We start from the raw sequence: 24,815 nt of genomic DNA, 5'->3' as shown, positions 1-24,815 counted from the left end.
CCGAGGGCCCGGAGTCCCCACTTCGGGCCTTCTGGCTATCCGCCCCGTCCGCCCCCCATGCTCTAGGAGAGGCGAAATGAGCTCGGACACCCTCGCCGCGGTGCAACCCGCCGTAGAGCTGGAGGGCATCACCAAGCGTTTCCCCGGCGTCGTCGCCAACCACGACATCCGCATCACCGTCGAACCCGGCACGGTCCACGCGATCGTCGGGGAGAACGGCGCGGGCAAGTCGACCCTGATGAAGATCCTCTACGGCATGCAGAAGCCGGACGAGGGCACGATCAGGGTCAACGGCCGGGAGGTCAGCTTCCGCACCCCCAGCGACGCCATCGACGTCGGCATCGGCATGGTCCACCAGCACTTCATGCTGGCCGACAACTTCACCGTGCTGGAGAACATCGTCCTCGGCGCCGAGCCCACCAGGGCCGGCCTGCTCGACAGCGGCAGGGCGCGGGCCCGCATCGCCGAGCTGGCCAGCAGCCACGGCCTGCGCGTCGACCCCGACGCGCTGGTGGAGGACCTCGGCGTCGGCGACCGCCAGCGGGTGGAGATCCTCAAGGTCCTCTACCGCGGCGCCCGCATCCTCATCCTCGACGAGCCGACGGCGGTCCTCGTGCCGCAGGAGGTCGAGGAGCTGTTCGAGAACCTGCGCGAGCTCAAGGCCGAGGGCCTGACCGTCATCTTCATCTCGCACAAGCTCGACGAGGTGCTGAACATCGCCGACGCGATCACCGTGATCCGCCGCGGCACCACCGTCGCCAGCGTCAACCCCGCCGAGGTGACCGCCCGCCGGCTCGCCGAGCTGATGGTCGGCAGCGAGCTGCCCACACCGGAGACCCGCGAGTCCACCGTGCGCGAGAGCGTCACGCTGAGCGTGTCGCGGCTGACGATGGAGGCCGACGGCTTCCGTCCCGTCCCCCGGGGCACCTCCGCCGACCTGTACGTCGACAAGCTGCGCGAAGAGGGCAAGCGCCTGATCCTCGACGACGTCTCCTTCGACATCCACGCGGGCCAGATCCTGGGCGTCGCCGGCGTCGAGGGCAACGGGCAGTCGGAGCTGATCGAGGCGATCATGGGCATGCGTCCCGCCCACGGCACGATCACCCTCGGCGGCGTGGACGTCAGCGCCTGGTCCACGCTGAAGCGCAGGGAGGCCGGCATCGGCTACATCCCCGAGGACCGCCACCGGCAGGGCCTGCTGCTGGAGGCGTCCCTGTGGGAGAACCGGGTGCTCGGCCACCAGACCAGACCCCCGGCGCGCCGCGGCATCTGGGTCGACCGCCGCGCCTCCAAGGCCGACACCGAGCGCATCGTCAAGGAGTACGACGTGCGCACCCCCAGCGTGGACACCCTGGCCCTGGCCCTGTCCGGCGGCAACCAGCAGAAGCTGATCGTCGGACGCGAGATGAGCGGCGAGCCCTCGTTCCTCATCGCCGCCCACCCCACCCGCGGCGTGGACGTCGGCGCCCAGGCCGCCATCTGGGACCACCTGCGCAACGCGCGGGCCGCCGGCCTGGCCGTGCTGCTGATCTCGGCCGACCTCGACGAGCTGATCGGCCTGTCCGACACGCTCAGGGTCATCCTGCGCGGCCGGCTCGTGGCCGAACTCGATCCTTCCGACGTCACGCCCGAGCGGCTTGGCGGTTACATGACCGGCGCCATCGCCGGCACTGAGGAGACGTGATGCCCGCCGGGCTCAACCGGGCGCTGCTCACCGTCGCAGGCGCCGTCGTCGCCATCGTCCTGGCGATCGCGATCTCCAGCGTGGCGATCATCGCGGCGGGCGCCAGCCCGATCGACGCGTTCGCCGCCTTCTTCGACTTCGGGTCGACCGAGCGCGTGGTGTCCAACAGCATCGCGACCTTCCTCAACAGGGCGGTGCCGCTGTTCATCGCGGGTCTCGCGGTGGCGGTCGGCTTCCGCATGAACCTCTTCAACATCGGCGTCGAGGGCCAGTACCGGATCGCGGCCATCTGCGCGGCCTTCATCGGCTCGACGTTCACCGCGCCGAAGCCGATCCAGATCCTGGTGATCATCGTCGTCGCGGCGGTCGTGGGCGGCGCGTACGCGCTGATCCCCGCGATCATGAAGGTGACCCGCGGCGTCAACGAGGTCATCTCCACGATCATGCTCAACTACATCGCGATCGCCCTCTCCTCCTACCTGGTCCGCGGCCCGTTCACGGGTGAGCGGGCCGCCGGCCAGCTCACCACGACCACGCCGCAGCTGCCCGAGTCGGCCATGTTCCCCAACCTGAACTTCGTCTTCGACTGGTTCGGGCTGCCGGCGCCCACCCGCGGCGGCGGCGTGTGGGGCTTCCTGCTCGTGGCCGCCGTGCTCGGCGTGGTGGTCTGGGTCGTGCTGGAGCGCACCCGCTTCGGCTTCAACGTCAAGGCCAGCGGGCTCAACGGCCCGGCCGCCTTCGCCTCGGGCGTCAACCCGAAGAAGATGGTCATCGCGGCCATGGTGCTGTCCGGCGCGATCGCGGGGCTCATCGGCCTGCCCGAGATCCTCGGCGACAAGGGCGCCTTCAACTCCAACTTCACCGCCGGTCTCGGCTTCCTCGGCATCGCGGTGGCGCTGCTGGGCAGGAACAAGCCCGTCGGCATCGCGATCGCCGCGCTGCTGTTCGCCTTCCTCGACCGGGCGCAGGGCGCGCTGCAGATCGCGGACGTGCCGTCGTCGGTCATCACGATCATCCAGGGCGTCATCGTCCTGCTGGTGGTCATCGCGAACGAGGTGACCAACCGCATCGCCATGCGGCTCGAGGAGCAGCGGGCCGCCCGGCAGCTCGACACGAACAGACCGGTTGAGGTGGCAGCATGAGCAGGGTCGGCAAATACCATCTGGCGCTGCTCGGCGTCGCCGCGCTCATCCTGCTGCTGTCGCTGGTGCGGATCATCTCCGGCCAGGACGACCTGACCTCCTCCGGCACGTTCAACGCGGCGCTGCTGCTCGCGGTGCCGATCGGCCTGGCCGGTCTGGGCGGCCTGTGGGCCGAGCGGGCCGGCGTGGTCAACATCGGCCTCGAAGGCATGATGGTGCTCGGCACCTGGTTCGCCGGCTGGGCCGGATACCAGTGGGGCGCCGTGGCCGCGCTGGTCGCCGGGCTGCTCGGCGGCGCGCTCGGCGGGCTGATCCACGCGATCGCGACCGTCACGTTCGGCGTCGACCACATCATCAGCGGCGTCGCCATCAACCTGCTCGGCCCCGGCATCACCCGCTTCCTGTCCGAGGTCCTCTACGGCGAGGGCACCTCGGCCAGCGCGAAGGGCGCCGGCATCACCACCTCGCCGGCGATCAGCTCGGGTGCGCCCGAGGTGAGCCTGCCCGTGTTGTCGTCCGGTCCCGACCTGCTCGGCAAGCTGGAGAGCACCCACTGGTTCCTGCTCTCCGACCTGGCCGGCATCCTGCGCGGGCTCACCCACGACGTGAACGCGCTGGTCATCCTGGCCGTGCTGCTGCTGCCGGTGACGTACCTGGTGCTCTGGCGCACGTCGTTCGGGCTGCGGCTGCGGTCGGCGGGGGAGAACCCGTGGGCGGCCGAGTCGCTGGGCGTGAACGTCTACCGGATCAAGTACCTGGCGGTCGTCATCTCCGGCGCGTTCGCCGGGCTCGGCGGCGTGTTCCTGGTGTTCGTCTCCAACAAGTACGTCGAGGGCCAGACCCAGGGACGCGGCTTCATCGGCCTGGCGGCCATGATCTTCGGCAACTGGCGGCCCGGCGGGCTCGCGGCCGGCTCGTCCCTGTTCGGCTACGCCAGCGGCCTGCAGCTGCGCAGCTCCGGCGAGACCAACGCGGTCACCACGTTCTTCCTGTTCGGCGCGCTGCTGCTGGTGGTCTACCTCGCGCTGCAGATCCGCAGGCTGGTCGCGCCGAGCCAGCCGGCCGAGATCGTGGCCAGGGGCGTCAAGGACTACACCGTGATCGCCGCCGCGGCGGTGGGCGCGCTCCTGCTGTTCTGGCTCTGGCGGACCGTGGAGACGCTGCCGGGCGAGTTCGTCTTCATCACGCCACACGTGCTCACGCTGCTCGTGCTCCTGGTCGCCTCGCAGCGTCTGCGGATGCCGAAGGCCGACGGCGTACGCTTCCGTCGGGGGGATCAACATTGAACATCGATTGGGACGGCCTGCGCGCCGAGGCCGCGACGGCCATGCGCAACGCCTACGCGCCGTACTCCAAGTTCCCGGTGGGGGCGGCGGCGGTCGTCGACGACGGCCGGATCGTCACCGGCTGCAACGTCGAGAACGCCTCGTACGGGCTCGGCCTGTGCGCCGAGTGCGGCCTGGTGTCGGCGCTGCAGATGTCGGGCGGCGGCCGGCTGGTGGCCTTCACCTGCGTGGACGGCCACGGCGAGCTGCTCATGCCGTGCGGGCGCTGCCGTCAGCTCCTGTACGAGTTCGGCGGGGAGAACCTGCTGGTCGAGACCGTCGACGGCCCCAAGCGCATGGCGCAGATCCTGCCGTACGCGTTCGGCCCCGACGACCTCAGCAGGAGCTCGTGACCATGGACGCCATCGAGGTCATCCGCGCCAAGCGCGACGGCGGCGAGCTCACCACCGCCCAGATCGACTGGGTGATCGCCGCCTACACCCGCGGTGACGTGGCCGACGAGCAGATGTCCGCCCTGGCCATGGCCATCCTGCTCAACGGCATGAACCGGCGCGAGATCGCCGACTGGACGCAGGCCATGATCCGGTCGGGCGAGCGCATGGACTGGTCGATGCTCGACCGGCCCACGGCCGACAAGCACTCCACGGGCGGCGTCGGCGACAAGATCACGCTGCCGCTGGCGCCCCTGGTGGCCGCGTGCGGGGCGTACGTGCCGCAGCTGTCCGGGCGCGGGCTCGGGCACACCGGCGGCACCCTGGACAAGCTGGAGTCCATCCCGGGCTGGCTGGCCTCGCTCTCCAACGACCAGATGCTCCACGTCCTGCGCACGGCGGGCGCGGTGGTCTGCGCGGCGGGCTCCGGGCTGGCCCCGGCCGACAAGAAGCTCTACGCGCTGCGCGACGTCACCGGCACGGTCGAGTCGATCCCGCTGATCGCCTCGTCGATCATGTCGAAGAAGATCGCCGAGGGCACCGGCTCGCTGGTGCTCGACGTGAAGGTGGGCTCCGGGGCGTTCATGAAGACGACCGAGAGCGCCCGCGAGCTGGCCGAGACCATGGTCGCGCTCGGGAGCGACGCGGGCGTGCGCACGGTCGCCCTGCTGACGGCCATGGACCGGCCGCTCGGCCGGGCGGTGGGCAACGCGCTGGAGGTCGAGGAGTCGATCGAGGTGCTGGCCGGCGGCGGGCCGTCCGACGTGGTCGAGCTGACCGTACGGCTGGCGCGCGAGATGCTGGCGGCGGCTGGGGTCTCCGGCAAGGACCCGGCCGACGCGCTGCGCGACGGTTCGGCCATGGACGCGTGGCGGCGGATGATCTCCGCCCAGGGCGGCAACCCCGACGCGGTCCTGCCGCGGGCGGCCGAGAGCATGACGGTGGCGGCGCCGTCGTCCGGCGTGCTGGCCCACCTCGACGCGTACGCCGTGGGGCTGGCCGCCTGGCGGCTCGGCGCCGGACGGGCGCGCAAGGAGGACCCGGTGTCGTTCGGGGCCGGGATCGTGCTGCACGCCAAGCCCGGCGACCTGGTGCGCGAGGGCCAGCCGCTGCTGACGCTGCACGCCGACGAGACGGCCAGGTTCGAGCGGGCGCTGGACGCGCTGGACGGCGGCTACGAGGTCGCCGAGTCGGGGCGCGAGCTGCTGCCCCTGGTCATCGACCGCATCGGCTGACCACCGGAAGCACTTCTGCGCGGCGGCCGGACCCCTGCCCGGGGACGGCCGCCGCCGCTTCTCCCCGGCCGCGTACCGGCTAGGTGGTGACGGCGGGGACCTCGGGCACGTCGGTGAAGACGCCCGCGAGCACGGCGCGCTGCGTGGGCAGCGCCTCGGTGTAGCGGGCGCGCCCCTCGTCGGTGATGCAGACGAACACGCCCCGGCGGTCGGAGTCGCACGTGCCGCGGGTGACGAGCCCGCTCTTCTCCAGCCTGGCCACGACCCTGGACAGGGCGCTCTGGCTCAGGTGGACCTCTTCGCAGAGCTCCTGGATGCGCAGCTTCCTGTCGTGGTGGACGATCCGGTCGAGCACCTCGAACTCGCTGGGCCCGAGCCCGTGCCGCTCGCCCAGCTCCCGTTCCAGCGCGCACATGGCCTTCGCGTGTTTGGCCAGGACGTAATGCCAGGTCTCGACCACGAACTCCTCGTCCATGTCGCGGAGGTTACCATCTCGAGAAGATTCATGCAACGGCATTAAATGCGCTTGCATTAGATGCTGGTGCATGTATTGTTCTGACCCATGTCCTCTTCCTCATCCCGTTGGGGCGCGCTCGCCGTGCTCTGTGCAGTGATCTTCCTTGACGCCCTTGACGTCTCCATGGTCGGTGTCGCCCTGCCGGCCATCCAGCACGATCTGGGCCTCAGCACGTCTTCCCTGCAGTGGGTGGTCAGCGGCTACGTGCTCGGCTACGGCGGTCTTCTGTTGCTCGGGGGCAGGACCGCCGACCTGCTCGGGCGGCGCAGGGTTTTCCTGGTCGCTCTGGGCGTCTTCGCCGTCGCGTCGTTGCTGGGTGGTGTCGTGGACGACGGGGGCCTGCTGATCGCCGCCCGGTTCGTCAAGGGTGTGGCCGCCGCGTTCACCGCGCCCGCCGCTTTGTCGATCATCACCACCACGTTTCCCGAGGGCCCGGAGCGCAACAAGGCGTTGAGCATCTTCACCGCCTGCGGCGCGAGCGGCTACTCGCTCGGCCTCGTGCTCTCCGGCCTGCTGACCGAGATCGGCTGGCGGTGGACGCTCCTCATGCCGGTGCCGGTCGCGGTCATCGCGCTGGTCGCCGCGTTGGCGGTGCTGCCGAAGGGCCGGGAGGAGCGGGCCGAGGGCGGCCACGACCTCGTCGGCGCCGTGCTGATCACCGCCTCGATGCTGCTGCTGGTCTTCACCGTCGTGCAGGCTCCCGAGGCCGGTTGGGCCTCGTTCCAGACGATCGGCTCGCTGGTGGCCGTCGCGGTGCTGCTCGGCCTGTTCGTCTTCACCGAGCTGCGGATGAAGCACCCGCTGGTGCGGCTCGGCATCCTGCGCTCGGGGCACATCGTCCGGGCCAACCTGGGGCTGCTCATCCTGATGGGCTCGTACGTGGCCTTCCAGTTCGTGGCCATGCAGTACTTCCAGAACCTGCTCCACTGGTCGGCGCTCGGCACCGCCCTGGCGTTCCTGCCCGCCGGCCTGCTCGTCGCGGTCAGCTCGACCAAGATGGGCGACTTCGCCGACAGGTTCGGCACCGGCAAGCTGATCGTCATCGGCGCCGCGGCCCTGGCCGGCGGTTACGCGATCTTCCTGGGCATCGACGAGACGCCGAGCCTGGGCGGCATGGTGCTCCCCGGCATGGTCCTGCTGGGCATCGCGTTCGCCCTGTCCTTCCCCTCGCTGAACATCCAGGCCACCAACGGCGTGGACGACGACGAGCAGGGCCTGGCCTCCGGGCTGCTCAACACCTCCGGCCAGGTCGGCGGCGCGATCGTGCTGGCCGTGGTGACCGCCGTGCTGACCTCCGGCGGCGAGACGCTGTCGATCGGCGCGTTGCGCTCGGCGATCGTGGTCGCGCTGGTGCTGGCCCTGGTCGGGCTGGTGATCTCGGCCACCGGGCTGCGCTCGCGCAAGGCCGCCGCGGTCGAGGCGGCGGACGCGAAGGTCTTCGAGGCCGTCTGACCCGCCTGTGATCGGGAAGAGGGTTCCGCCGGGGGGCGGGGCCCTCTTCCTCGTTTCTCCAGGTTCCTCATTTCTCCAGGGCGCCGAGCGGGTCGGAGTAGTCGATCCACTCCGTCGCCGAGTCGCCGAGGTCGGCGCTCTCGCCGGTGCGGACGTCCACCTGGACCAGGTAGACGTCCTCCTCGTCCCACAGGCGCACGAGGACCTTGTCGCGGCTCAGCCAGCGCTCCACCCTGATCACTTCGAGGCCGTCGGCGTCCAGGCGGGGGCGGGGGCCGGTGACGCGGCCGGTGCGGGCGTCCATGGTGACCAGCCGGTCGTCGGCCGTCACCAGGGCCAGGGAGCGGCCGTCCGGGGCGAGCGCGGCGCCGTGCTCGATGAGGGCGGGGTCGATCCGGAAGCCCTTCGTACGGGTGCCTGCCCCGTCCAGCCGCAGCGTGCTCACGGAGGCGTGGCCGGGGACGCTGCCGGTGTCCCGGCGTTCGGCGACCACGCGGGTGCCGTCGTCGTGGACGGCCAGGATCTCGACGTCCGCGCCGCGTACCGTGCGGGTCGCGCCCGTGCGGAAGTCGAGCACCGCGCTGTCGTCCGCGTCGCCGAAGGACAACGCGAAGTAGCGGCCGTCCCGGGACGAGCTGATGTGCGCCTCGCCGTCCCCGGCCGTGGCGTCGATGCGCTTGACCACGCCCGTGGGCAGGTCGTGGACCAGGTAACGGCCCTGCGGGTTCTGGTAGACGAGCCGGTGTCCGTCCTGGCTGAGGGCCAGCGGCATGGACTCGCCGGTGGCCGGGTCGTAGCCGGCCCGCGCGTCCGGCAGCCGCCACTCCGCGCCCGACCTGGTCGTCAGCACCCATTGGCCACAGGGTTGCGGGTCGTGGACGTCGGCCTCGGCGTCGCGGCAGTAACCCGTGTAGGCGAAGCGGACCGGGTCGGGGAGCGCGGCGGGCAGCGGGTCGCGGATCTCCTGGGCGGGGGCCCGCGTCCCGGGAGCGAAGGGGGAGCGGTCCGTCGCCTCGTCCATGCGGTCGGCCACCGCGGACAGCCCCGCGACGATCGCCGTGACCATCGCGGCGACCAGGCCGAGGGAGGCGAGCGTCCACACCGACGCCCGGACCCTGCGCCGCGCCGTGACCCGGCGCAGGACGGTCTCGGCGAGGCCGGCGACGTCGGCGCGCGGCATCCCGGCGGCCAGCCCGAGCAGGGCGGCCCGCAGGGCCGGATCCCCGGGGGCGGCGTCGTGGATGCCCGCCGTCGGGGCGGGCGGCTCGGCAGCGGGGCCGAGTGTCCAGGGGGAGGTGGGTTCGGGAGCGGGGCCGAGCGTCCAGGGAGAGGCGGACGTCGCGCCGTTCCCCGGCCGGTCGCCCCGGCGGCCCCCGGCCGGCTCCGCCTGACCCCTGGTCGGGTCCGCCGGGTCCTGGGACGGGTCCGCCGGGTCCGCGGGCGGGTCCGTGCGGTTCTCGGGCGGGGCCGTGGGGTCCTCGGGCGGGTTTGCCGGGTTCTCGAACAGGGTTGGGTGGGTGGCGCGGAGCTGGGTGCGGGCCCGTCGCAGCTCGTCGTCCAGCGCGCCGGTCCACAGGCCGGTGACCTGGGCCGCGTGCGGCAGGCTGAGCCCGTCGTGGAAGGTGACGACGACGGCCGCGCGGGTCCGCGGGGCGAGCCCGGCGAGGAGATGGCCCTCCGGGAGCGGCCAGGGCGCGCCCGTCGCGCCCAGGAACCGCCCGTAGAGGTCGCGCAGCACCGCGTCGGCCGGGCGGTGGTAGTGGATCGCGGACCACCGGCGGCAGGACGCGACGAGGGCCGCGGTGGCCAGCTCGCGCGCCTTGTCCGCATCGCCCGTCAGCAGGTAGGCCGTGCGAGCGAAAGAAGGCCCATAAGACGCCAGAAATGCCGATAAGTCGTGGGATTTGCTCACTTGTATGACTCCTTGGAGGTTGATCAGCGTAGAGGCAGTCCCGGCTCCGCGGAAGTGCCGGGGAAACCCGGGCCGATCCGCCGCCGAGCCGCTTGCAGGCCCGTGGGCTGGGCATCTACCGGGCATGCGCCCGTCATCCCCGGCCGGCGACCGGTCGTCGCGCCTTCGGCTCGCCGTCCCGCTCGCCTGCCTCGCCGTCCTGACCGCGTGCGGCACCTCCTCGCAGACCGCCCGGCTGGACACCCCCGCGGACACCGGTCCCGGCACCGCCACGCCGCGCAGCGCCCCCTCGGACGTCCCCACCAGCACCGCCGAGGTGGACGTCGAGCGCGACGGCCTCGACCCGGCCGTGGTGACCGGCGTCCGGTACGCGACCCACGACGGCTACGACCGGGTGGTGATCGACCTCAAGGGCGACATCCCCGGATACAAGGTGAAATGGGTCGACGAATTCCTCCAGGACGGCTCCGGCGAGCCCATGGGCGTCCAGGGCGGCGCGTATCTGCAGCTCACCCTCTTCCCCGCCAACGCCCACGACGACGACGGCTACCCCACCTGGAAGGGCGGGCCCGTCTACCGGGCCGGGCTCAGGAACGTCTCCCACGTCGTCAGGACCGGCGACTTCGAGGGGCGCGTGGGCGTCGGCCTGGCGCTGGCCCGCCGGGCCGGCTTCCGGGTGAAGGAGCAGTCCGCGCCGAGCCGGCTGGTGCTCGACGTGGCACACTGAAGCCCGTGGTGAGAAAGATCGAGGGCCCGACCCGCATCCCCGTCCCCGGCGGCAAGATCATCGATGAGCACGTGGGGCGCGTCAACAGCGGCGACGAGCAGGTCTCGATCGCCCACATGACCGCCCCGCCCGGCTGGGCCGAGCCCGCCCAGACCCCGTCGTTCACCGAGTACACCGTGGTCCTGCGCGGCAGCCTGCTCGTCGAGCACGACGGCGGCACGGTCGAGGTCGGCGCCGGCCAGTCGGTGGTGACGTCGCCGGGGGAGAAGGTGCGCTACAGCGTGGGCCCCGACGGCGCCGAGTACGTCGCCGTGTGCCTGCCCGCCTTCACGCCGGAGAGCGCCGGCCGCGACTGACCGGCCGCGACCGGCCGGGCGCGACTGACTGGGCGCGCCTCACTGCCGCGCCTCACGGGTGTGCCGGGAGGGTTGTCCACAGGCGGGCGCGACGTGTGCGGCGGCGGAGGAGTGTGCTCATATCATGGCCAGATGAGCCCCACGCTTGACAAGATCCGGCAGGCTCCCAAGGTGTTGCTGCACGATCACCTCGACGGCGGGCTGCGCGCCGAGACGATCGTCGAGCTGGCACGGGAGATCGACTACGGGCGGCTGCCCTCCACCGACCCCGACAATCTGCGCCTCTGGTTCGAGGAGGCCGCCGACTCCGGCTCGCTGGAGCGCTACCTGGAGACCTTCGACCACACGGTCGCGGTCATGCAGACCCGCGAGTCCCTGGTCCGGGTGGCCGCCGAGTGCGCCCGCGACCTCGCCGACGACGGCGTGGTCTACGCCGAGGTGCGCTTCGCGCCCGAGCAGCACACCACCATGGGGCTGAGCCTCGACCAGGTGGTGGAGGCGGTGCTCGAAGGGTTCACGCTGGGTTCGCAGGGGCGCGGCATCCGGGTCGGCACGCTGCTGACCGCGATGCGCCACATGGCGCGCTCGATGGAGATCGCCGAGCTGGCCGTGCGCTACCGCGACGTCGGCGTCGTGGGGTTCGACATCGCCGGGGCCGAGGCCGGCTACCCGCCCACCCGGCACCTCGACGCCTTCGAATACCTCCAGCGGGAGAACGCGCACTTCACGATCCACGCCGGCGAGGCGTTCGGGCTGCCGTCGATCTGGCAGGCCATCCAGTGGTGCGGCGCCGACCGGCTGGGCCACGGCGTCCGGATCATCGACGACATCACCGTGGCCGGCGACGGGTCGGCCAAGCTGGGGCGGCTGGCGGCGTACGTGCGCGACAAGCGCATCCCGCTGGAGATGTGCCCCACGTCCAACCTCCAGACCGGGGCCGCCGACTCGATCGCCGAGCACCCCATCGGGCTGCTGCGCAGGCTGCACTTCCGGGTCACCGTCAACACCGACAACCGGCTGATGAGCTCGACGAGCGTGTCCGCCGAGTTCGCCAAGCTGGTCGAGGCGTTCGGCTACGGCTGGGACGACCTGCAGTGGTTCACGGTCAACGCGATGAAGTCGGCCTTCCTCCCGTTCGACGAGCGGCTGGCGCTGATCAACGGCGTGATCAAGCCGGGGTTCGCGCAGATCAAGTGGCAGCCGTGAAACACACCTACCGGTCCAAGACCGGGTTCGTGCTGGGCTGCGCCTGGCTGGTCTTCGTGGCGTTCAACGTGTGGGACCTGACGGCCCACTACAACGGCAAGCCGTCCATGGTGGCGCTGGCCGTGCTCGGGGCGATGACGGCGCTCGTCTACGCCATCGCGGTCCGGCCCGCCACCGTGGTCGGCGAGGAGGGGCTGCTGGCCCGCAACCCGCTGCGCACGACGTTCCTGCCGTGGGCGTCCGTGGGCGAGGTGACGGTCACCCACTCCATCGCCGTCCGTTACGGCGGCGAGGGCGGCGACGAGCGGGTGCTGCGGTTGTGGACACCCATGAGCAGCGCCAGAGAGCGGTCCAAGGCGCAGCGGCGCGGGGTGCCCAAGCCCCAGCGGGGTGGCCGGTTCCGGGTCGAGGCCACGGTCAGCAAGGCCGAGCAGGCCGCCGCCGAGGCGTTCACCGGCAAGACCCACGCCGACTTCGTGGGCGACCAGATCCGCGACCGCGCCGAGGCCGCCCACCGCCGCGCGGACCCGGCGGCCCCGGCGGCACCGGTCAAGGTCACCTGGTCCTACGACTCGATCGCCGTCCTCGTGGTCGCGATCGCCCTGATCATCGCCGCCATCGTCATCGCCTGACCGCCCCCCGGCCCGAAGGCGAGGGCCGCGGGCAGGGGCCGGCAGACGACAGAGCCGGCGGGTCAGGGGGTTCGGCGGGTCAGGAAGCGGGTCATGCCGGCCTGGGCCAGGCCCGCCTGCTCCACCTGCCGGGCGGCCACGGTCTCGGCCTCGAAGGCGCGCTCGACCTCGGCCAGCGGCGGGCGCAGCAGCTCCAGGTGCACGGCGGTGGCAGTGCCCGGCCGGGTCCAGTGGCGCACCCGCGCGATCGCCGCCTCCACCAGCTCCTCGGCGGGCACGAGCTCGTCCAGCAGCCCGGCCGCCAGCGCGTCGGCGGCGCTCAGCCGGGCCGAGTCCAGCACCAGCCGCAGCGCCCGGCCGCCGGCCAGCCCGAGCAGCAGGTGGCTCGCGGCGTTCGAGATCGACAGGCCGAGGTGGTTCTCGGGGAAGAAGTACTCGGCGGCCGGCGTGCCGATGCGGGTGTCGAAGCAGAGCGTCCACTCGGCGGCGCCGCCGACGGCCAGGCCGTTGACCGCGGCCACCACCGGCACCCGGGTCTCCAGCACGGCCCTGGTCATGTCGTGGAACAGCTCGACCTCCGCCTCCAGCGGCCGGCCCGCCGCCTCGGCGATGTCCTCGCCCGCCGAGAACGCCCGGCCGGCGCCGGTCACCACGACGCCCCTGGCGGTGCGGCCGTGCTCGCGGACGGCCGCGGCCAGGTCCTTGCGCATGCCCGCGGTCAGGGCGTTCAGCTTCTCGGGGCGGGCGAGGGTGATCAGGGCCACCTCGTCGCGTACGGTCACGTCGATCATGCCGGGTCCTCCGTGGGGATGGCGGGGGCAGCGCGCTGGTCGCGGCCGGGGCGGAGCAGGTGACGCTTCTCGATGCGGGCGGACGGGGTGAGCGTGAACGACTCCACGAACTCCACGTACGCCGGGACCTTGAAGCGGGCCAGGCGTTCCCTGGCGTGGGCGATGACGGCGGCGGCTGTGCGGGCGTCGGCGGCGTGACCGGGGCGGAGCTGGAGGAACGCCTTGGGCAGCTCGCCGAAGAGGTCGTCGGGGATGGGCACCAGGGCCGCGGACAGGACCGCGGGATGCCCGGCGAGCACGCTCTCGACCTCGGCGCACGAGATGTTCTCACCGCCCCTGCGGACCATGTCCTTCAGCCGCCCGGCGTGCCGGATGCGGCCTCGCGCGTCCCGGACGCCGAGGTCGCCGGTGTGGTACCAGCCGCCGCGGAAGGCGTGCGCGGTGGCCTCGGGGTGGTTCCAGTAGCCGGTCATCATGGGCGTGCCGCGGACCAGGATCTCGCCCGTCTCCTCGTCGAGCCGGACCTCCTTGCCGGGCGGCGGCGTGCCCAGCGCGCCGGTGCCGACGGTGTCGTCGGCGTCCGGGTCGGCCATCAGGTCGCAGCCGCTCTCGGTGGAGCCGTACAGCTCGCGCCAGGGCGCGCCCCAGCGCTCCTCGAACGCCCGGTGCAGGCCGGGGGCGATGCCCGAGCAGAGCACGAGCCGCATCCGGTTGTCGCGGTCGAGGGGGCTCGGCGGCTGCTTGTGCATCAGCAGGGGCATGGTGCCCAGCACGTACGTGAGGGTCGCGCCGTGCTCCCGGACGGCGGGCCAGAAGCCGGAGGCGGAGAAGCGGGGGAGCACCACCTGCGGGATGCCGCCGAGCAGGCAGACCAGGGTGGTCCATTGCGGGTCCATGTACGAGTACGCCTGGGCGATCAGCAGGACGTCGTCGTCGCGCAGGCGGACGAGGTCGGCGACGACGCGGGCGGTCCTGACCCAGTAGTCGTGGGTGAGCAGGCAGGCTTTGGGGAAGCCGGTCGTCCCCGACGTGTACTGAAAATTGGCGACATTGTCCGCTCTGAGGGATATGTCGAGAGGTGGGCCGTCCGTCAGCTCGTCCACGAGGTGCACCACGCCCGGCACGCGCGCGGCGTGCTCCGCGCCGGTCAGGGTGGCGACCGCGCCGGAGTCGCGCAGGACGTGCTCCAGGTCGGCCGCCTGGTACCGCACGTTCACGGGGACGGTGACCGCCCCCGCCTTCAGCACGGCGAACCAGCTCAACGGCCACCACGGCTCGTTGTCCAGCATGACGGCCACCCGGTCGCCGGGGCGCACCCCCTGGGCGGCCAGCGCTCGGGCCAGGCGGCCCGAGACGGCGTCGGCCTCGGCGAAGCTCAGCGAGGTCGCCGGGAGGGCGGGTGAGGAAGCGGGGAAACGGAGGAACTCGCGCTCGCCGTACGTGCTAGCGGCGTGCCTCAGGAGGTCGGGGATCGTGGTGTGCATCCGGCGGCTCCCACGGGAAGACGGGCAGCAGGCGTCGATCGAGGGGCGCCACGACCGGGCCGGCGGCGCGTACGGCGGCCAGGCCGATCGTGACGAACTCCGCGCACACCTGCTCCAGCGTCGAGTCCCCGTCGGGGCGGTACCACTCGCTGGTGCCGGTGCACATGGACATGAGGGCGAGACGGGTCAGCTTCTGGTCGGCGACGTGGAAGACGCCCTCGGCGACGCCGTCGGCCAGGGCGCTCTTCCAGTGGCTCTCGTAGGCGTCGCGCAGGGCGATGACCTCGGTGTGGGCGGGCGAGCCGGGGGTCAGGGAGCGGAGCTCGCCGTCCATGACGCGGCTGGTCAGGGGGGTGAGCGCGTGCAGGGCGGTGAGCGAGGTGATCAGCAGGGCGAGGCGGTCGGCGGGACGCGTGGCCCCGGCCAGGACGCGGGCGGTCGAGTCGATCAGTCCTTGCAGGCCGGTCCGCATGAGGTCGGCCAGCAGGGCTTCCTTGCTGTGGACGTGGTGGTAGACGCCGGCGTTGGTCAGGTTCACCGCCCTGGCCAGGTCCCTGATGCCGGTGGCGGCGTAGCCCTGCTGGGCGAAGAGCCGCACCGCGGCCGTCCTGATCCGGAGCAGGGGGTCCACGTCCATGGCGACCTAACGAACGTTCGGTTGCTTCTTACGCTGGAAAATACCCCATGTCCCTAGAAATCGCCATAGGTTGACTCTGACACCGTGTGAGCCCCTACTTCTGGACCGGACATGTTCAGCATCGGAGATTTCGCCCGGCTGGGGCTCGTGTCCGTACGCATGCTCCGCCACTACGACGCCATCGGCCTGCTGCGCCCCGCGCACGTGGACCCGCTCACCGGCTACCGGTCCTACCAGGCCGCGCAACTGGCCAGGCTCAACCGGATCGTCGCCATCAAGGACCTCGGCTTCACGCTGGAACAGGTCCGGACGATCCTGGACGAGAAGGTCAGCACCGAGGAACTGCACGGCATGGTACGGCTGCGCCGCGCCCAGCTGGAGGCCCGGATCAGCGCCGACCTGGCCCGGCTGCGCGGCGTCGAGGCGAGACTCCGCAGCATCGAGACGGAGGGGCACATGAGAACCGCGGAAGTCGTGCTGAAGAAGGTCGACCCGGTCCGGGTCGCGCAGCTCAGCGCCAGGGCGGCCAGCTACGAGAGCGAGGACGTCGGCCCCGTGATCGGGCCGCTGTTCGAGGAGATCTGCGCCCGCGTGGAGCGGGCGGGCGTCCGGGTGGTCGGCCCCGGCCTGGCCTACTACCGCCAGGAGGACGACGGCTCGGTCATGGTCCACGCCTGCCTGCCGGTCAACGTGGACCCGGACCCCCGCCACGACTTCGAGATCAGGGACCTGCCCGCGATCGGCACGGCGGCCACGATCATCCACCACGGCCCGATGGAGGCCGCCGGGCCGACCTTCCAGGCGCTGGCCCACTGGATCGAGGAGAACGGCCACCGCTCGCTCGCCCTGGCGAGAGAGGTGTCGCTGCACTGCCCGCAGGACCGCGCGGAATGGGTGCACGAGCTGCAGATCGAGGTGGCCCCGGTCTAGTGGAGGCGAGCGAGCTGGAACACCACCGGGCCGAGCTGACCGGCTACTGCTACCGGATGCTCGGCTCGGGCTTCGAGGCCGAGGACGCGGTGCAGGAGACGTTCGTCAGGGCGTGGCGCACGTACGAGCCCGGGCGGGGGCCGTTGCGTCCGTGGTTGTTCCGGCTCGCCACGTCCGTCTGCCTCGACATGTTGCGCGGGCCGCAGCGGCGGGCGCGGGCGATGGACCTCGGGCCGGCGGCGCGTCCCGGTGATGCGCTCGGCGATCCGCTGCCCGGGGACGCCTGGGTGTGGCCGGCGCCCGACGGGCGCGTGTTGCCGGCCGACCCGGCGGAGCTGGCGGTGGCCAGGGAGAGCGTGCGGCTGGCGTTCGTCGCGGCGCTGCAACGGCTGCCGCCGCGCCAGCGGGCCGTGCTCATCCTGCGCGACGTGCTGAAGTGGCAGGCCGCCGAGGTGGCGGGCCTGCTGGGGGCGAGCGTCGCGTCCGTGAACAGCGCGCTGCAACGGGCCCGCGCCCGGCTCCCGGCGGTCGCCCCGGGGGATGCCGAGGTGGACGCCGAGGTGGACGCCGAGGTGGACGGGCGGCTGCTCGACCGCTACGTCTCCGCCTTCGAGCGGTACGACGTGGCCGCGCTGGTCTCGCTGCTGCACGAGGACGCGACGATGTCGATGCCGCCGTTCGCGTGGTGGTTGCGCGGCCGGGAGGCGGTCAGGGCGGTCCTGTCGGCCGCCGGAGCGCCCTGCGCGGGCGACCGCCTGCTGCCGGTTCGGGCGAACGGCTCGCCCGCCTTCGCCCAGTACCGGGACGGGGAGGCGTTCGCCCTGGTAGTCCTGGAGGTCGGCGGCGGGGTCGTCACCGGCGTGACCACTTTCCTCGATCCCCGGCTCGTGCCCGCCTTCGGCCTGCCGATGAGTTTCGGGCAGCCGCTCCGTACTGACGGGTGAAGGAGGACAGACACATGCCACAGATCGTCGAACTGCCCGAGCGTCCCTACCTCGGGATCAGGAAGACCATCACGATGACCAGTTTCGGTCTCGTCGGAGACCGGATCGCGGAGATGATCGGCTGGCTCGCCGAGCGCGGGCACACGACGGCCGGAGCCCCGTTCTTCCGGTACCACAGCATCGACCTGCCGCAGGACCGGCTGGTGGTGGAGGCGGGCGTGCCCGTCACCGGGCCGGTGGAAGGCGAGGGCGAGTTCCACGCGGGCACGCTGCCCGCGGGCCGTTTCGTCACCGAGTCCCACCACGGCCACCCCGACCAGCTCTCCGGCGTCATCGAGTCGGTGCTGACGTGGGCCGCCGAACAGGGCCTGACCTGGGACATGACCGAGAAGGACGGCACCGAGCACTGGGGCTGCCGGCTGGAGCTCTACCGGACGGACCCGCGGGTCGAGCCCGACCTGCACAACTGGGACATCGACCTGCAGTTCCGCCTGGCCTGAGCCGTCACGCCGCGTTCGCGCGGGGCAGCAGCGAGGTCAGCAGCGCGGCCAGCACGAACAGGGCCGCGCCGGCCAGGCCGATCGCCACGATCCCGTTGAAGAACGCGGCGTGACTGGCCGCCAGCAGCTCGGCGGCCTGCGCCGGGGCGAGCCTTCCGGCCACGGCCGCCGCGCCCGCCAGGGTCTCCCTGGCCGCGTCGGGCACGTGCGCGGGCAGGGCGTGGTGGTAGACGGCCGCGGCGACCGTGCCGAGCAGGGCCAGGCCGAGCGTCCCGCCCAGGAAGTTGCCCGACTCGGCCAGCGAGGCCGCCGACCCGGCCTTCTCCGGCGGCACCGAACCGACCACGATCCCCGTGCCCAGGGCGAACAGCGGTCCGGTGCCCAGCGCCAGCACGGTGATGGCGGTGATCACCACCGGCAGCCCGGCCTCGGCCTGCGTGAGCAGCGCCGCCCCGGCGGCCGACAGCACCAGGCCGCCCATGACGGCGGCGCGGGGGGCGACGCGGCGGGTCAGGGCCGGGGTCAGCGTGGTCCCCAGCGCGACGCCGAGCCCCATGGGCGCGAACCACAGCGCCGACTGCGCCGGGGTGTACCCCAGCACCGACTGCAGGTACTGGGTGACCAGGAGCCCGGTGCCCGCCATGGCGATGCCCGCCAGCACGAGCGCGGTCAGGATCAGGGTGAGCGGACGCTGGGCGAACAGGCGCAGGTTGAGCAGGGGAGCGTCGAGCGTGAGCTGCCGCCGTACGAACGCCGCCCCGAACGCGAGACCGACCGCGATCGCCGCGAGCGGCACGCCGGGCCCGGCCGACGCCGACGAGGCGGCCAGCTCCTTGACGCCCCAGACCACCGGCAGGATCGCCAGCAACGACAGCGCGACGCTGGCCAGGTCCATGCGCCCGCCGTCCGGGTCGCGGAACTCCGGCAGCAGCAGCACGCCGCCCACGAGCAGCACCGCGATCACGGGGACGGCCATCAGGAACACCGACCCCCACCAGAAGTGCTCCAGCAGCAGCCCGCCGACGACCGGCCCGAGCGCCGCCCCGGCGAACTGGCAGGTGGCCCAGACGGCGATGGCCGTGCCGCGCTGCCGGGCGTCGCGGAACATGTTGGTGATGAGCGCGAGCGTGGAGGGCATGAGCGTGGCGCCGGCGACGCCCAGCACCGTACGGGCGGCGATCAGCATGGCCGGGCTGGTCGCGTACGCCGCCACGAGGGAGGCGACGCCGAAGGCCGCCGCGCCGGTCAGCAGGAGCCGGCGGCGGCCGATGCGGTCGCCGAGGCCGCCCATCGTGATCACCAGCCCGGCGACCATGAACCCGTAGATGTCGATGATCCACAGCTGCTGGACGGCGCTCGCCCCCAGCTCCACGCTCAGCCGGGGCAGCGCCAGGAACAGCGCGTTGATGTCGACCGCGACGAGCAGAGTGGGCAGGGCGAGCACCGCCAGCCCGGCCCATTCGCGCCGCCCGGCCCTGGGCTCGGCGGCGGTCTCGGTGAGATGCGGCATGTCGGGAGCCTCCTGGTGTCGTCCGTTTCACCAGGAGGTCGGAGCCCGGCTCGCGCGCTCGACGTGCTTTCCGGAAAAGTTTCGCGGGGCATGTCGAGAGGGACGCGCCGGCTCCGACCCCAGCACGACGGAACCCGCCGGACCACGAGGAGAGACGATGAAGTTTCTGTTGATCATGCAGGTGAACCAGCAGGTCATGGACACCCTGAGCGAGGAGCAGCGCGAGCTGATCATGAGCGGCCACGGCGCGTTCATGAAGACGATCCAGGAGTCGGGCGAGATGATCGGCACGCAGGCGCTCGGCGACCCGTCCACCAGCGCCGTCGTCCGCACCCGCAACGGCCTGCCGGCCGTGACCGACGGCCCCTTCCTGGAGGCCAAGGAGTACATGGGCGGCTACTACATCGTCGACTGCGAGAGCCGCGAGCGCGCGATCGAGCTGGCCGGGATGATCCCCGACAGCCAGATCGAGGGCCTGGCGATCGAGGTCCGGCCGATCATGTTCTCGGCGGGCGCCGACATGTGACCGGGCGGTGGGCCCGCGGCGCGGGCCCACCGGTCCACAGGCCGGTCTACAGGCCGGGTCTACAGGCAGGCCGGTCTACAGGCCCAGGCGGGCGGTCAGGTCGGCCTTGAGGCCGTCGAGGTCGCGGGCGGCCGACGCGCGCGCCTGCGCCACCTCGCCGGTCACCGGCACCACGACCTCCAGGTAGCACTTGAGCTTGGGCTCGGTGCCCGACGGGCGGACCACGACGCGCCCGCCGTCCGACAGGTGGAAGCGCAGACCCTCGGTCGGGGGCAGGCCGCCGTCGCCGCGGCTCAGGTCGTCCACGGCCTCGACGGTGTGGTCGCCCAGCGTGGCGGGCGGGGCGGCGCGCAGGCGGTCCATCGCGCCGGAGATCAGCGACAGGTCGGCGACCCGGAAGCTGAGCTGGGACGTCGCGTGCAGGCCGTACCGGACGGCCTGGTCGTCGAGCAGGTCGAGCAGCGTGCGCCCGGCGCGCTTGGCGGCCGCGGCGACGGCGGCCACGGTCAGGGCCGCGCCGATGCCGTCCTTGTCGTGCACCGGCAGGCCCGCGTCGGAGCCGACGCAGTAGCCGATGGCCTCCTCGTAGCCGAAGACCAGGCCCTCGCCCGCCTTGACGATCCACTTGAACCCGGTCAGCGTCTCGCCGTAGCGCACGCCGTGGGCCTTTGCGATCTTGCTGAGCAGGGTCGAGGAGACGATCGTGGTGGCCACCAGCCGGTCGCCGGTGGTGTGCGTGATCACGTGCTCGGCCAGCAGGCCGCCGACCTCGTCGCCGGTCAGCATGCGGCACGTGCCGTCGGGCAGCGGCACGCCGACCGCGCACCGGTCGGCGTCGGGGTCGTTGGCGAGCACCAGGTCGGAGCCGAGCTTGGCGGCCAGCGCGACGGCCAGGTCCATCGCGCCGGGCTCCTCCGGGTTGGGGAAGGCCACCGTCGGGAAGTCGGGGTCGGGGTTGCGCTGCTCCTCCACGGCCATCGGCGTCTCGAAGCCCGCCGCGAGGAAGGCCCCCGTCAGCGTCCCCGAGCCCACCCCGTGCAGCGGCGTGTACGCCACCCGCAACTCGCGCGCCTGGCCCAGCGGCAGGGCGGTCACCGCGTCGATGTAGTCGTCGACGATGTCCTCGCCCAGCTCGGTGAGCGTGCCGGGGCCGTCGAGGGGGAGCTGGTCGACCCGGCCCACCGCGTCGATGGCGGCCGAGATCTCCCGGTCGACCGGCGGCACGATCTGCGAGCCGTCACCCCAGTAGACCTTGTAGCCGTTGTCCCTGGGCGGGTTGTGGCTGGCGGTGACCGTCACGCCCGCGTCGGCCCCCAGATGGCGGACGGCGAAGGCCAGCACCGGCGTGGGCAGCGGACGCGGCAGCAACGAGACGTGCAACCCCGCGCCGGTCAGGACGGCGGCGGTGTCCCTGGCGAACACGTCGGACTTGTGCCGGGCGTCGTAGCCGATCACGACGTGCTTGCCGGCGCCGAGCACGCCGGCCAGACCGGCGGCGGCGCGCATGACGGTGACCCGGTTCATCCGGTTGGGGCCCGCGCCCAGCTCGCCGCGCAGGCCGGCGGTGCCGAACTCCAGCTTGGCCTGGAACCGCTCGCGAAGGGCCGGCAGGTCGTCGTCCTCCAGCAGGCCGGACAGCTCGGCCCGGGTGTCGGGGTCGGGGTCCTGGGCCAGCCACTGGCGGGCGCGGCGCAGCAGGTCGGCGTCCACGGGCGGGAGCGGGACGTCCCCCTCGGCCTCCGGCGGGACCCGGTCGTCGCCGGCGGTCACAGGCGGTCCACCACCTTGGCCAGCAGCACGCCCATGCGGGCGGCCGTGGCGCGGCCCACCTCCAGGACCTCCTCGTGGTTGAGCGGCTCACCGGACAGGCCCGCCCCCGGGTTGGTGACCAGGGAGACGCCGAGCACCTCCAGGTTCGCCTCGCGGGCGGCGATGGCCTCCAGCACGGTGGACATGCCCACCAGGTCGCCGCCGAGCGTGCGCAACATCCGGATCTCCGCCGGCGTCTCGTACGTCGGGCCGCGGAAGGCCACGTAGACGCCGTCGGCCAGGGTCGGGTCGATCTCGCGGACCAGGGCGCGCAGGCGGCGCGAGTAGACCTCGGTGAGGTCGATGAAGGTGGTGCCGGTGATCGGGTTGGCGCCGGTCAGGTTGATGTGGTCGCTGATCAGCACCGGGTCGCCGACGTTCTGGGTCTCCGGCCGCAGGCCGCCCGCCGCGTTGGTCAGCACGATCGTGCGCACCCCCGCCGCGGCCGCCGTGCGCACGCCGTGGACGACCGCGTCGACGCCGAGGCCCTCGTACAGGTGCGTGCGGCCGAGGAAGACCAGCGCGTGCCGCCCGGACGGTGTGCGCACGACGCGGATCTTGCCGCCGTGCCCGGCCACGGCGGGGGCGCGGAAGCCGGGCAGATCGGTGAACGGGATCTCGGCCACGGTCTGGCCGATCGCGTCGGCGGCGGGGACCCACCCCGACCCCATGACGAGGGCCACGTCGAAGGTGTCGAGGCCGGCCGCGCCGGTCAGGGCGGCGGCGGCCTCTACGGCCAGGGTGTATGCGTCGTTGCTCACATCTCAGTAGTTTAGGAGCAGCCTGTCCAGAACCCGCACCCCGAACTGCAGCGCGTCCACCGGCACCCGCTCGTCCACGCCGTGGAACATCGAGGCGAAGTCCATGTCGCCGGGCAGCCGCAGCGGCACGAACCCGAACCCGCGCACGCCGAGGTCGGCGAAGAAGGTCTTGTTGTCGGTGCCGCCCGACATGCAGTACGGCACCGCCCGCGCGGTCGGGTCCTCGGCCTTCAGCGCCGCGATCATCGACTCGACCAGCGCGCCGTCGAACGTCGTCTCCAGCGCGATGTCGTGGTGCACGAACTCGCGGCGCACGTTCGGCCCGATGAGCGAGTCGACGGTCTTGAAGAACTCCTCCTCGAAGCCGGGCAGGAACCGCCCGTCGACGACGGCGGTGGCCTGGCCGGGGATGACGTTCGACTTGTAGCCGGCGTCGAGCTGGGTCGGGTTGGTGGTGTGGCGCAGCGTCGCGCCGACGAACCGCACCAGCGGGCCGAGCTTGTCCAGCAGCGGGGCCGGGTCGTCCTCGTCGAACGGCAGGCCGAAGGCGTCGGCGACCTCGGTGAGGAACTGGCGCACGGTCGGCGTGTAGGTGAGCGGCCACTCGTGCCCGCCCAGCCGGGCCACGGCCCTGGCGACCTCGGTGACCGCGTTGTCGGAGTTGAGCATCGAGCCGTGCCCGGCGGTGCCGTCGGCGACCAGCTTCATCCAGGCCAGGCCCTTCTGGGCGGTCTCGATCAGGTACAGGCGCAGCGACGGGTCGACCTCCAGCGAGTAGCCGCCGACCTCGCTGATGGACTCGGTCACGCCCTCGAACAGCTCGGGGTTGTTGGCCGTGAGGTACTTGGCGCCGTACACGCCGCCGGCCTCCTCGTCGGCGACCCAGGCGAAGACGATGTCGCGGCGCGGACGGCGTCCCTCGCGCTTCATCTGGCGCAGCACGGCCAGCATCATCGCGTCCATGTCCTTCATGTCCACGGCGCCGCGGCCCCAGATGTAGCCGTCCTTGACCTCGCCGGCGAACGGGTCGACCGACCAGTCGGCGGCGTTGGCGGGCACCACGTCGAGGTGACCGTGGACGAGCAGCGCGGGCAGCGACGGGTCGGTGCCCGCGACGCGGGTGACGACGTTGCCGCGGCCCGGCTCGCTCTCGACGTACGTCGCCTCGATGCCGACCTCGTCCAGCCTGGCCATGACGACCTCGGCCGCGGCCCGCTCGCCGGGGCCGCTGCCGTCCCCGTAGTTGCTGCTGTCGACGCGGATCAGCTCCACGCACAGGTCGGCGACTTCGTTCTCGGCAGGTGTCATGGCGTCTTCTCCAGGGTGAGCAGTCCGGACTTGTGCAGGTGACCGCGCTTGTACGCGCGGGTGATGAGGGTCAGGTCGCTGTCGGTGATCTCGTCGAGCCGGCCGAGCACGTCGGTCATGAAACGATAGAGGTCCGCCTCGTGGGCCACCGCCACCTGCACGATGAGGGAGTGGGTGCCCGAGGTGGCGGCGCAGTAACGCACGTTGGGGTGCTCGGCCAGGCGCCGGCCGGTCTCGCCCAGCCCGTACGGCCGCACCTTCAGCCACAACATGGCCTCGACCTCCAGCCCGAGCAGCGCGGGCTCCACCTCGGCGCGCGGCAGGAGTAACCGCCGGTCGATGAGCGAGCCGACCCGCCGGCGCGCGGTGGGCACGGACAGGTCGAGCCGTTCGGCGATCGTGGTGAAGGCGGCCCGGCCGTCGGCCGCCAGCAGCTCGGCGATCTCCTTCTCCAGCGGCGACAGGCCGTCCTCGTCGGGCAGGTCGTGGGGCGGCGGCGCGGGTCGCAGCTCGGCGACCTCCTGCTCGGTGAGGAAGGGCGCGTGCCACTCGGCCACGGTGGTGAACGTGTGCAGCACGACCTGGGTCTGCGTCTGGAGCACGCCGTCGATCTCGCTGATGTCGTGGGACAGGATGGTGTGCAGGTCCTGCCGGGACGGCGGCACCAGCTCGCAGGCCAGGTCGGCGGCCCCGGTCAGCGCGTAGACCGAGCGCGTGTCGCGCCGGTCGGTGAGCGATCTGGCCACCTGGGCCGCCGTGCCGGGCCGCACCTGGACGTGCAGGTGCGCGGGGCGGCCGTGGCCGGTGCGCAGGTCGTCGTAGATCGCGGTGACGCGGACGACGCCGTCGGCGATCAGCCGCTGGAGCCGGCGGGCGACCGTGCGTTCGTGCTCGCCGACCGCTCTGCCGATCTCGCCCCACGAGGCGCGCGGGCTCACCTGCAGCGCGGCCACGAGCCGCCGGTCGAGAACGTCCACCTGCAACCGCTTCCGTGTCGGGTTTGTAAATAATTGCCCAGACATTTGACTGTTTCGG

Annotated in this window: 24 protein-coding genes; 14 read left to right on the top strand and 10 right to left on the bottom strand. The window is 72.4% G+C overall.

Going from position 1 to position 24,815, the window contains the following annotated elements; all coding sequences use genetic code 11:
* Nucleotides 1-76: 76 nt before the first annotated feature.
* The 5 genes from ACFYYW_RS09965 to ACFYYW_RS09945 are packed head-to-tail and all read left to right on the top strand — an operon-like array spanning nucleotide 77 to nucleotide 5,778.
* Nucleotides 77-1,684 carry an ABC transporter ATP-binding protein gene (locus ACFYYW_RS09965; protein ID WP_387647011.1) on the top strand — a complete coding sequence of 536 codons (1,608 nt, stop codon included), beginning with the start codon at nucleotides 77-79 and terminating at the stop codon, nucleotides 1,682-1,684.
* On the top strand, nucleotides 1,684-2,826 hold the full coding sequence (locus tag ACFYYW_RS09960; protein WP_352324861.1) for an ABC transporter permease: 1,143 nt from the start codon (nucleotides 1,684-1,686) through the stop codon (nucleotides 2,824-2,826). Before ACFYYW_RS09965 ends, ACFYYW_RS09960 begins: the two co-directional genes overlap by 1 nt.
* Complete coding sequence (locus ACFYYW_RS09955) at nucleotides 2,823-4,112, top strand: ABC transporter permease (RefSeq protein ID WP_352324862.1); 1,290 nt, start codon at nucleotides 2,823-2,825, stop codon at nucleotides 4,110-4,112. Before ACFYYW_RS09960 ends, ACFYYW_RS09955 begins: the two co-directional genes overlap by 4 nt.
* On the top strand, nucleotides 4,109-4,504 hold the full coding sequence (locus ACFYYW_RS09950) for a cytidine deaminase (RefSeq protein WP_352324863.1): 396 nt from the start codon (nucleotides 4,109-4,111) through the stop codon (nucleotides 4,502-4,504). Before ACFYYW_RS09955 ends, ACFYYW_RS09950 begins: the two co-directional genes overlap by 4 nt.
* Nucleotides 4,505-4,506: 2 nt before the next feature.
* A complete protein-coding gene (locus tag ACFYYW_RS09945) occupies nucleotides 4,507-5,778 on the top strand; it encodes a thymidine phosphorylase (protein WP_364338263.1) in 1,272 nt (423 codons plus the stop codon).
* A gap of 79 nt (nucleotides 5,779-5,857) precedes the next feature.
* Here ACFYYW_RS09945 and ACFYYW_RS09940 read toward each other — a convergent pair whose 3' ends face one another.
* On the bottom strand, nucleotides 5,858-6,253 hold the full coding sequence (locus ACFYYW_RS09940) for a MarR family transcriptional regulator (protein ID WP_357969820.1): 396 nt from the start codon (nucleotides 6,251-6,253) through the stop codon (nucleotides 5,858-5,860).
* Between the two features lie 135 nt (nucleotides 6,254-6,388).
* Here ACFYYW_RS09940 and ACFYYW_RS09935 point away from each other — a divergent pair, with 135 nt between their 5' ends.
* Nucleotides 6,389-7,747 carry an MFS transporter gene (locus ACFYYW_RS09935; protein ID WP_387647005.1) on the top strand — a complete coding sequence of 453 codons (1,359 nt, stop codon included), beginning with the start codon at nucleotides 6,389-6,391 and terminating at the stop codon, nucleotides 7,745-7,747.
* 67 nt (nucleotides 7,748-7,814) lie between these two features.
* On the opposite strand, the gene ACFYYW_RS09930 is transcribed toward ACFYYW_RS09935, so the two are convergent.
* Nucleotides 7,815-9,659, bottom strand: a complete 1,845-nt coding sequence (locus tag ACFYYW_RS09930; RefSeq protein ID WP_387647002.1) for a hypothetical protein — start codon at nucleotides 9,657-9,659, stop codon at nucleotides 7,815-7,817.
* Nucleotides 9,660-9,783: 124 nt separating this feature from the next.
* Here ACFYYW_RS09930 and ACFYYW_RS09925 point away from each other — a divergent pair, with 124 nt between their 5' ends.
* The 4 genes from ACFYYW_RS09925 (at nucleotide 9,784) to ACFYYW_RS09910 (ending at nucleotide 12,580) form a co-directional block, all read left to right on the top strand.
* Nucleotides 9,784-10,386, top strand: coding sequence for a hypothetical protein (locus ACFYYW_RS09925; RefSeq protein WP_352324869.1), 603 nt, complete (start codon nucleotides 9,784-9,786; stop codon nucleotides 10,384-10,386).
* A 5-nt stretch (nucleotides 10,387-10,391) separates the two neighbouring features.
* Nucleotides 10,392-10,742 carry a cupin domain-containing protein gene (locus tag ACFYYW_RS09920; RefSeq protein WP_352324870.1) on the top strand — a complete coding sequence of 117 codons (351 nt, stop codon included), beginning with the start codon at nucleotides 10,392-10,394 and terminating at the stop codon, nucleotides 10,740-10,742.
* Nucleotides 10,743-10,874: 132 nt separating this feature from the next.
* Nucleotides 10,875-11,948: an adenosine deaminase gene (locus ACFYYW_RS09915; RefSeq protein WP_352324872.1), complete on the top strand. Its 1,074-nt coding sequence runs from the start codon at nucleotides 10,875-10,877 to the stop codon at nucleotides 11,946-11,948.
* Nucleotides 11,945-12,580, top strand: a complete 636-nt coding sequence (locus ACFYYW_RS09910; RefSeq protein WP_387646997.1) for a PH domain-containing protein — start codon at nucleotides 11,945-11,947, stop codon at nucleotides 12,578-12,580. The genes ACFYYW_RS09915 and ACFYYW_RS09910 overlap by 4 nt, the downstream gene beginning before the upstream one ends.
* A gap of 62 nt (nucleotides 12,581-12,642) precedes the next feature.
* Here ACFYYW_RS09910 and ACFYYW_RS09905 read toward each other — a convergent pair whose 3' ends face one another.
* Genes ACFYYW_RS09905 through ACFYYW_RS09895 form a run of 3 tightly spaced genes read right to left on the bottom strand, consistent with a single transcriptional unit; the run spans nucleotide 12,643 to nucleotide 15,492 of the window.
* Nucleotides 12,643-13,371 (bottom strand): enoyl-CoA hydratase/isomerase family protein, encoded by a 729-nt coding sequence (locus ACFYYW_RS09905; protein WP_387646994.1) that lies wholly within the window; start codon nucleotides 13,369-13,371, stop codon nucleotides 12,643-12,645.
* Entirely contained in the window at nucleotides 13,368-14,855 is a 1,488-nt protein-coding gene (locus ACFYYW_RS09900) for an AMP-binding protein (RefSeq protein ID WP_387646991.1), read from the bottom strand. Before ACFYYW_RS09900 ends, ACFYYW_RS09905 begins: the two co-directional genes overlap by 4 nt.
* Nucleotides 14,815-15,492 carry a TetR/AcrR family transcriptional regulator gene (locus ACFYYW_RS09895; protein ID WP_387646989.1) on the bottom strand — a complete coding sequence of 226 codons (678 nt, stop codon included), beginning with the start codon at nucleotides 15,490-15,492 and terminating at the stop codon, nucleotides 14,815-14,817. Before ACFYYW_RS09895 ends, ACFYYW_RS09900 begins: the two co-directional genes overlap by 41 nt.
* Nucleotides 15,493-15,603: 111 nt before the next feature.
* Here ACFYYW_RS09895 and ACFYYW_RS09890 point away from each other — a divergent pair, with 111 nt between their 5' ends.
* Genes ACFYYW_RS09890 through ACFYYW_RS09880 form a run of 3 tightly spaced genes read left to right on the top strand, consistent with a single transcriptional unit; the run spans nucleotide 15,604 to nucleotide 17,866 of the window.
* Entirely contained in the window at nucleotides 15,604-16,422 is an 819-nt protein-coding gene (locus ACFYYW_RS09890; RefSeq protein WP_387646986.1) for a MerR family transcriptional regulator, read from the top strand.
* On the top strand, nucleotides 16,383-17,366 hold the full coding sequence (locus tag ACFYYW_RS09885) for a sigma-70 family RNA polymerase sigma factor (RefSeq protein WP_387646983.1): 984 nt from the start codon (nucleotides 16,383-16,385) through the stop codon (nucleotides 17,364-17,366). The genes ACFYYW_RS09890 and ACFYYW_RS09885 overlap by 40 nt, the downstream gene beginning before the upstream one ends.
* A 14-nt stretch (nucleotides 17,367-17,380) precedes the next feature.
* Nucleotides 17,381-17,866, top strand: coding sequence for a GyrI-like domain-containing protein (locus ACFYYW_RS09880; RefSeq protein ID WP_387646981.1), 486 nt, complete (start codon nucleotides 17,381-17,383; stop codon nucleotides 17,864-17,866).
* Nucleotides 17,867-17,870: 4 nt separating this feature from the next.
* On the opposite strand, the gene ACFYYW_RS09875 is transcribed toward ACFYYW_RS09880, so the two are convergent.
* A complete protein-coding gene (locus tag ACFYYW_RS09875) occupies nucleotides 17,871-19,376 on the bottom strand; it encodes an MFS transporter (protein ID WP_387646978.1) in 1,506 nt (501 codons plus the stop codon).
* A 157-nt stretch (nucleotides 19,377-19,533) separates the two neighbouring features.
* Here ACFYYW_RS09875 and ACFYYW_RS09870 point away from each other — a divergent pair, with 157 nt between their 5' ends.
* Complete coding sequence (locus ACFYYW_RS09870; RefSeq protein ID WP_352324881.1) at nucleotides 19,534-19,902, top strand: YciI family protein; 369 nt, start codon at nucleotides 19,534-19,536, stop codon at nucleotides 19,900-19,902.
* A 75-nt stretch (nucleotides 19,903-19,977) separates the two neighbouring features.
* Here ACFYYW_RS09870 and ACFYYW_RS09865 read toward each other — a convergent pair whose 3' ends face one another.
* The 4 genes from ACFYYW_RS09865 to ACFYYW_RS09850 are packed head-to-tail and all read right to left on the bottom strand — an operon-like array spanning nucleotide 19,978 to nucleotide 24,757.
* Nucleotides 19,978-21,612, bottom strand: coding sequence for a phospho-sugar mutase (locus ACFYYW_RS09865; RefSeq protein WP_364413700.1), 1,635 nt, complete (start codon nucleotides 21,610-21,612; stop codon nucleotides 19,978-19,980).
* A gap of 56 nt (nucleotides 21,613-21,668) precedes the next feature.
* The gene (locus ACFYYW_RS09860; protein ID WP_352325465.1) at nucleotides 21,669-22,472 is read right to left on the bottom strand and encodes a purine-nucleoside phosphorylase; all 804 of its coding nucleotides are present in this window, start codon (nucleotides 22,470-22,472) and stop codon (nucleotides 21,669-21,671) included.
* A gap of 3 nt (nucleotides 22,473-22,475) precedes the next feature.
* Nucleotides 22,476-23,780, bottom strand: coding sequence for a M20/M25/M40 family metallo-hydrolase (locus ACFYYW_RS09855; RefSeq protein WP_387646974.1), 1,305 nt, complete (start codon nucleotides 23,778-23,780; stop codon nucleotides 22,476-22,478).
* A complete protein-coding gene (locus tag ACFYYW_RS09850) occupies nucleotides 23,777-24,757 on the bottom strand; it encodes an Lrp/AsnC family transcriptional regulator (protein WP_387646971.1) in 981 nt (326 codons plus the stop codon). Before ACFYYW_RS09850 ends, ACFYYW_RS09855 begins: the two co-directional genes overlap by 4 nt.
* Nucleotides 24,758-24,815 lie beyond the last annotated feature (58 nt).

The organism is Nonomuraea sp. NPDC001831, from assembly GCF_042892035.1.
Classification (GTDB): Bacteria; Actinomycetota; Actinomycetes; order Streptosporangiales; family Streptosporangiaceae; genus Nonomuraea.
This window is presented reverse-complemented; position numbering and strand designations above follow the sequence as displayed.

Excerpts from the sequence above, each read along its gene's own strand:
- ACFYYW_RS09965 (WP_387647011.1), top strand. The coding sequence starts at position 77 with ATGAGCTCGGACACCCTCGCCGCGGTGCAACCCGCCGTAGAGCTGGAG.
- ACFYYW_RS09960 (WP_352324861.1), top strand. The coding sequence starts at position 1,684 with ATGCCCGCCGGGCTCAACCGGGCGCTGCTCACCGTCGCAGGCGCCGTC.
- ACFYYW_RS09905 (WP_387646994.1), bottom strand. The coding sequence starts at position 13,371 with ATGATCGACGTGACCGTACGCGACGAGGTGGCCCTGATCACCCTCGCC.
- ACFYYW_RS09895 (WP_387646989.1), bottom strand. The coding sequence starts at position 15,492 with ATGGACGTGGACCCCCTGCTCCGGATCAGGACGGCCGCGGTGCGGCTC.
- ACFYYW_RS09945 (WP_364338263.1), top strand. The coding sequence starts at position 4,507 with ATGGACGCCATCGAGGTCATCCGCGCCAAGCGCGACGGCGGCGAGCTC.
- ACFYYW_RS09885 (WP_387646983.1), top strand. The coding sequence starts at position 16,383 with ATGGGTGCACGAGCTGCAGATCGAGGTGGCCCCGGTCTAGTGGAGGCG.
- ACFYYW_RS09955 (WP_352324862.1), top strand. The coding sequence starts at position 2,823 with ATGAGCAGGGTCGGCAAATACCATCTGGCGCTGCTCGGCGTCGCCGCG.
- ACFYYW_RS09900 (WP_387646991.1), bottom strand. The coding sequence starts at position 14,855 with ATGCACACCACGATCCCCGACCTCCTGAGGCACGCCGCTAGCACGTAC.
- ACFYYW_RS09890 (WP_387646986.1), top strand. The coding sequence starts at position 15,604 with ATGTTCAGCATCGGAGATTTCGCCCGGCTGGGGCTCGTGTCCGTACGC.
- ACFYYW_RS09855 (WP_387646974.1), bottom strand. The coding sequence starts at position 23,780 with ATGACACCTGCCGAGAACGAAGTCGCCGACCTGTGCGTGGAGCTGATC.
- ACFYYW_RS09880 (WP_387646981.1), top strand. The coding sequence starts at position 17,381 with ATGCCACAGATCGTCGAACTGCCCGAGCGTCCCTACCTCGGGATCAGG.
- ACFYYW_RS09940 (WP_357969820.1), bottom strand. The coding sequence starts at position 6,253 with ATGGACGAGGAGTTCGTGGTCGAGACCTGGCATTACGTCCTGGCCAAA.
- ACFYYW_RS09915 (WP_352324872.1), top strand. The coding sequence starts at position 10,875 with ATGAGCCCCACGCTTGACAAGATCCGGCAGGCTCCCAAGGTGTTGCTG.
- ACFYYW_RS09925 (WP_352324869.1), top strand. The coding sequence starts at position 9,784 with ATGCGCCCGTCATCCCCGGCCGGCGACCGGTCGTCGCGCCTTCGGCTC.
- ACFYYW_RS09875 (WP_387646978.1), bottom strand. The coding sequence starts at position 19,376 with ATGCCGCATCTCACCGAGACCGCCGCCGAGCCCAGGGCCGGGCGGCGC.
- ACFYYW_RS09870 (WP_352324881.1), top strand. The coding sequence starts at position 19,534 with ATGAAGTTTCTGTTGATCATGCAGGTGAACCAGCAGGTCATGGACACC.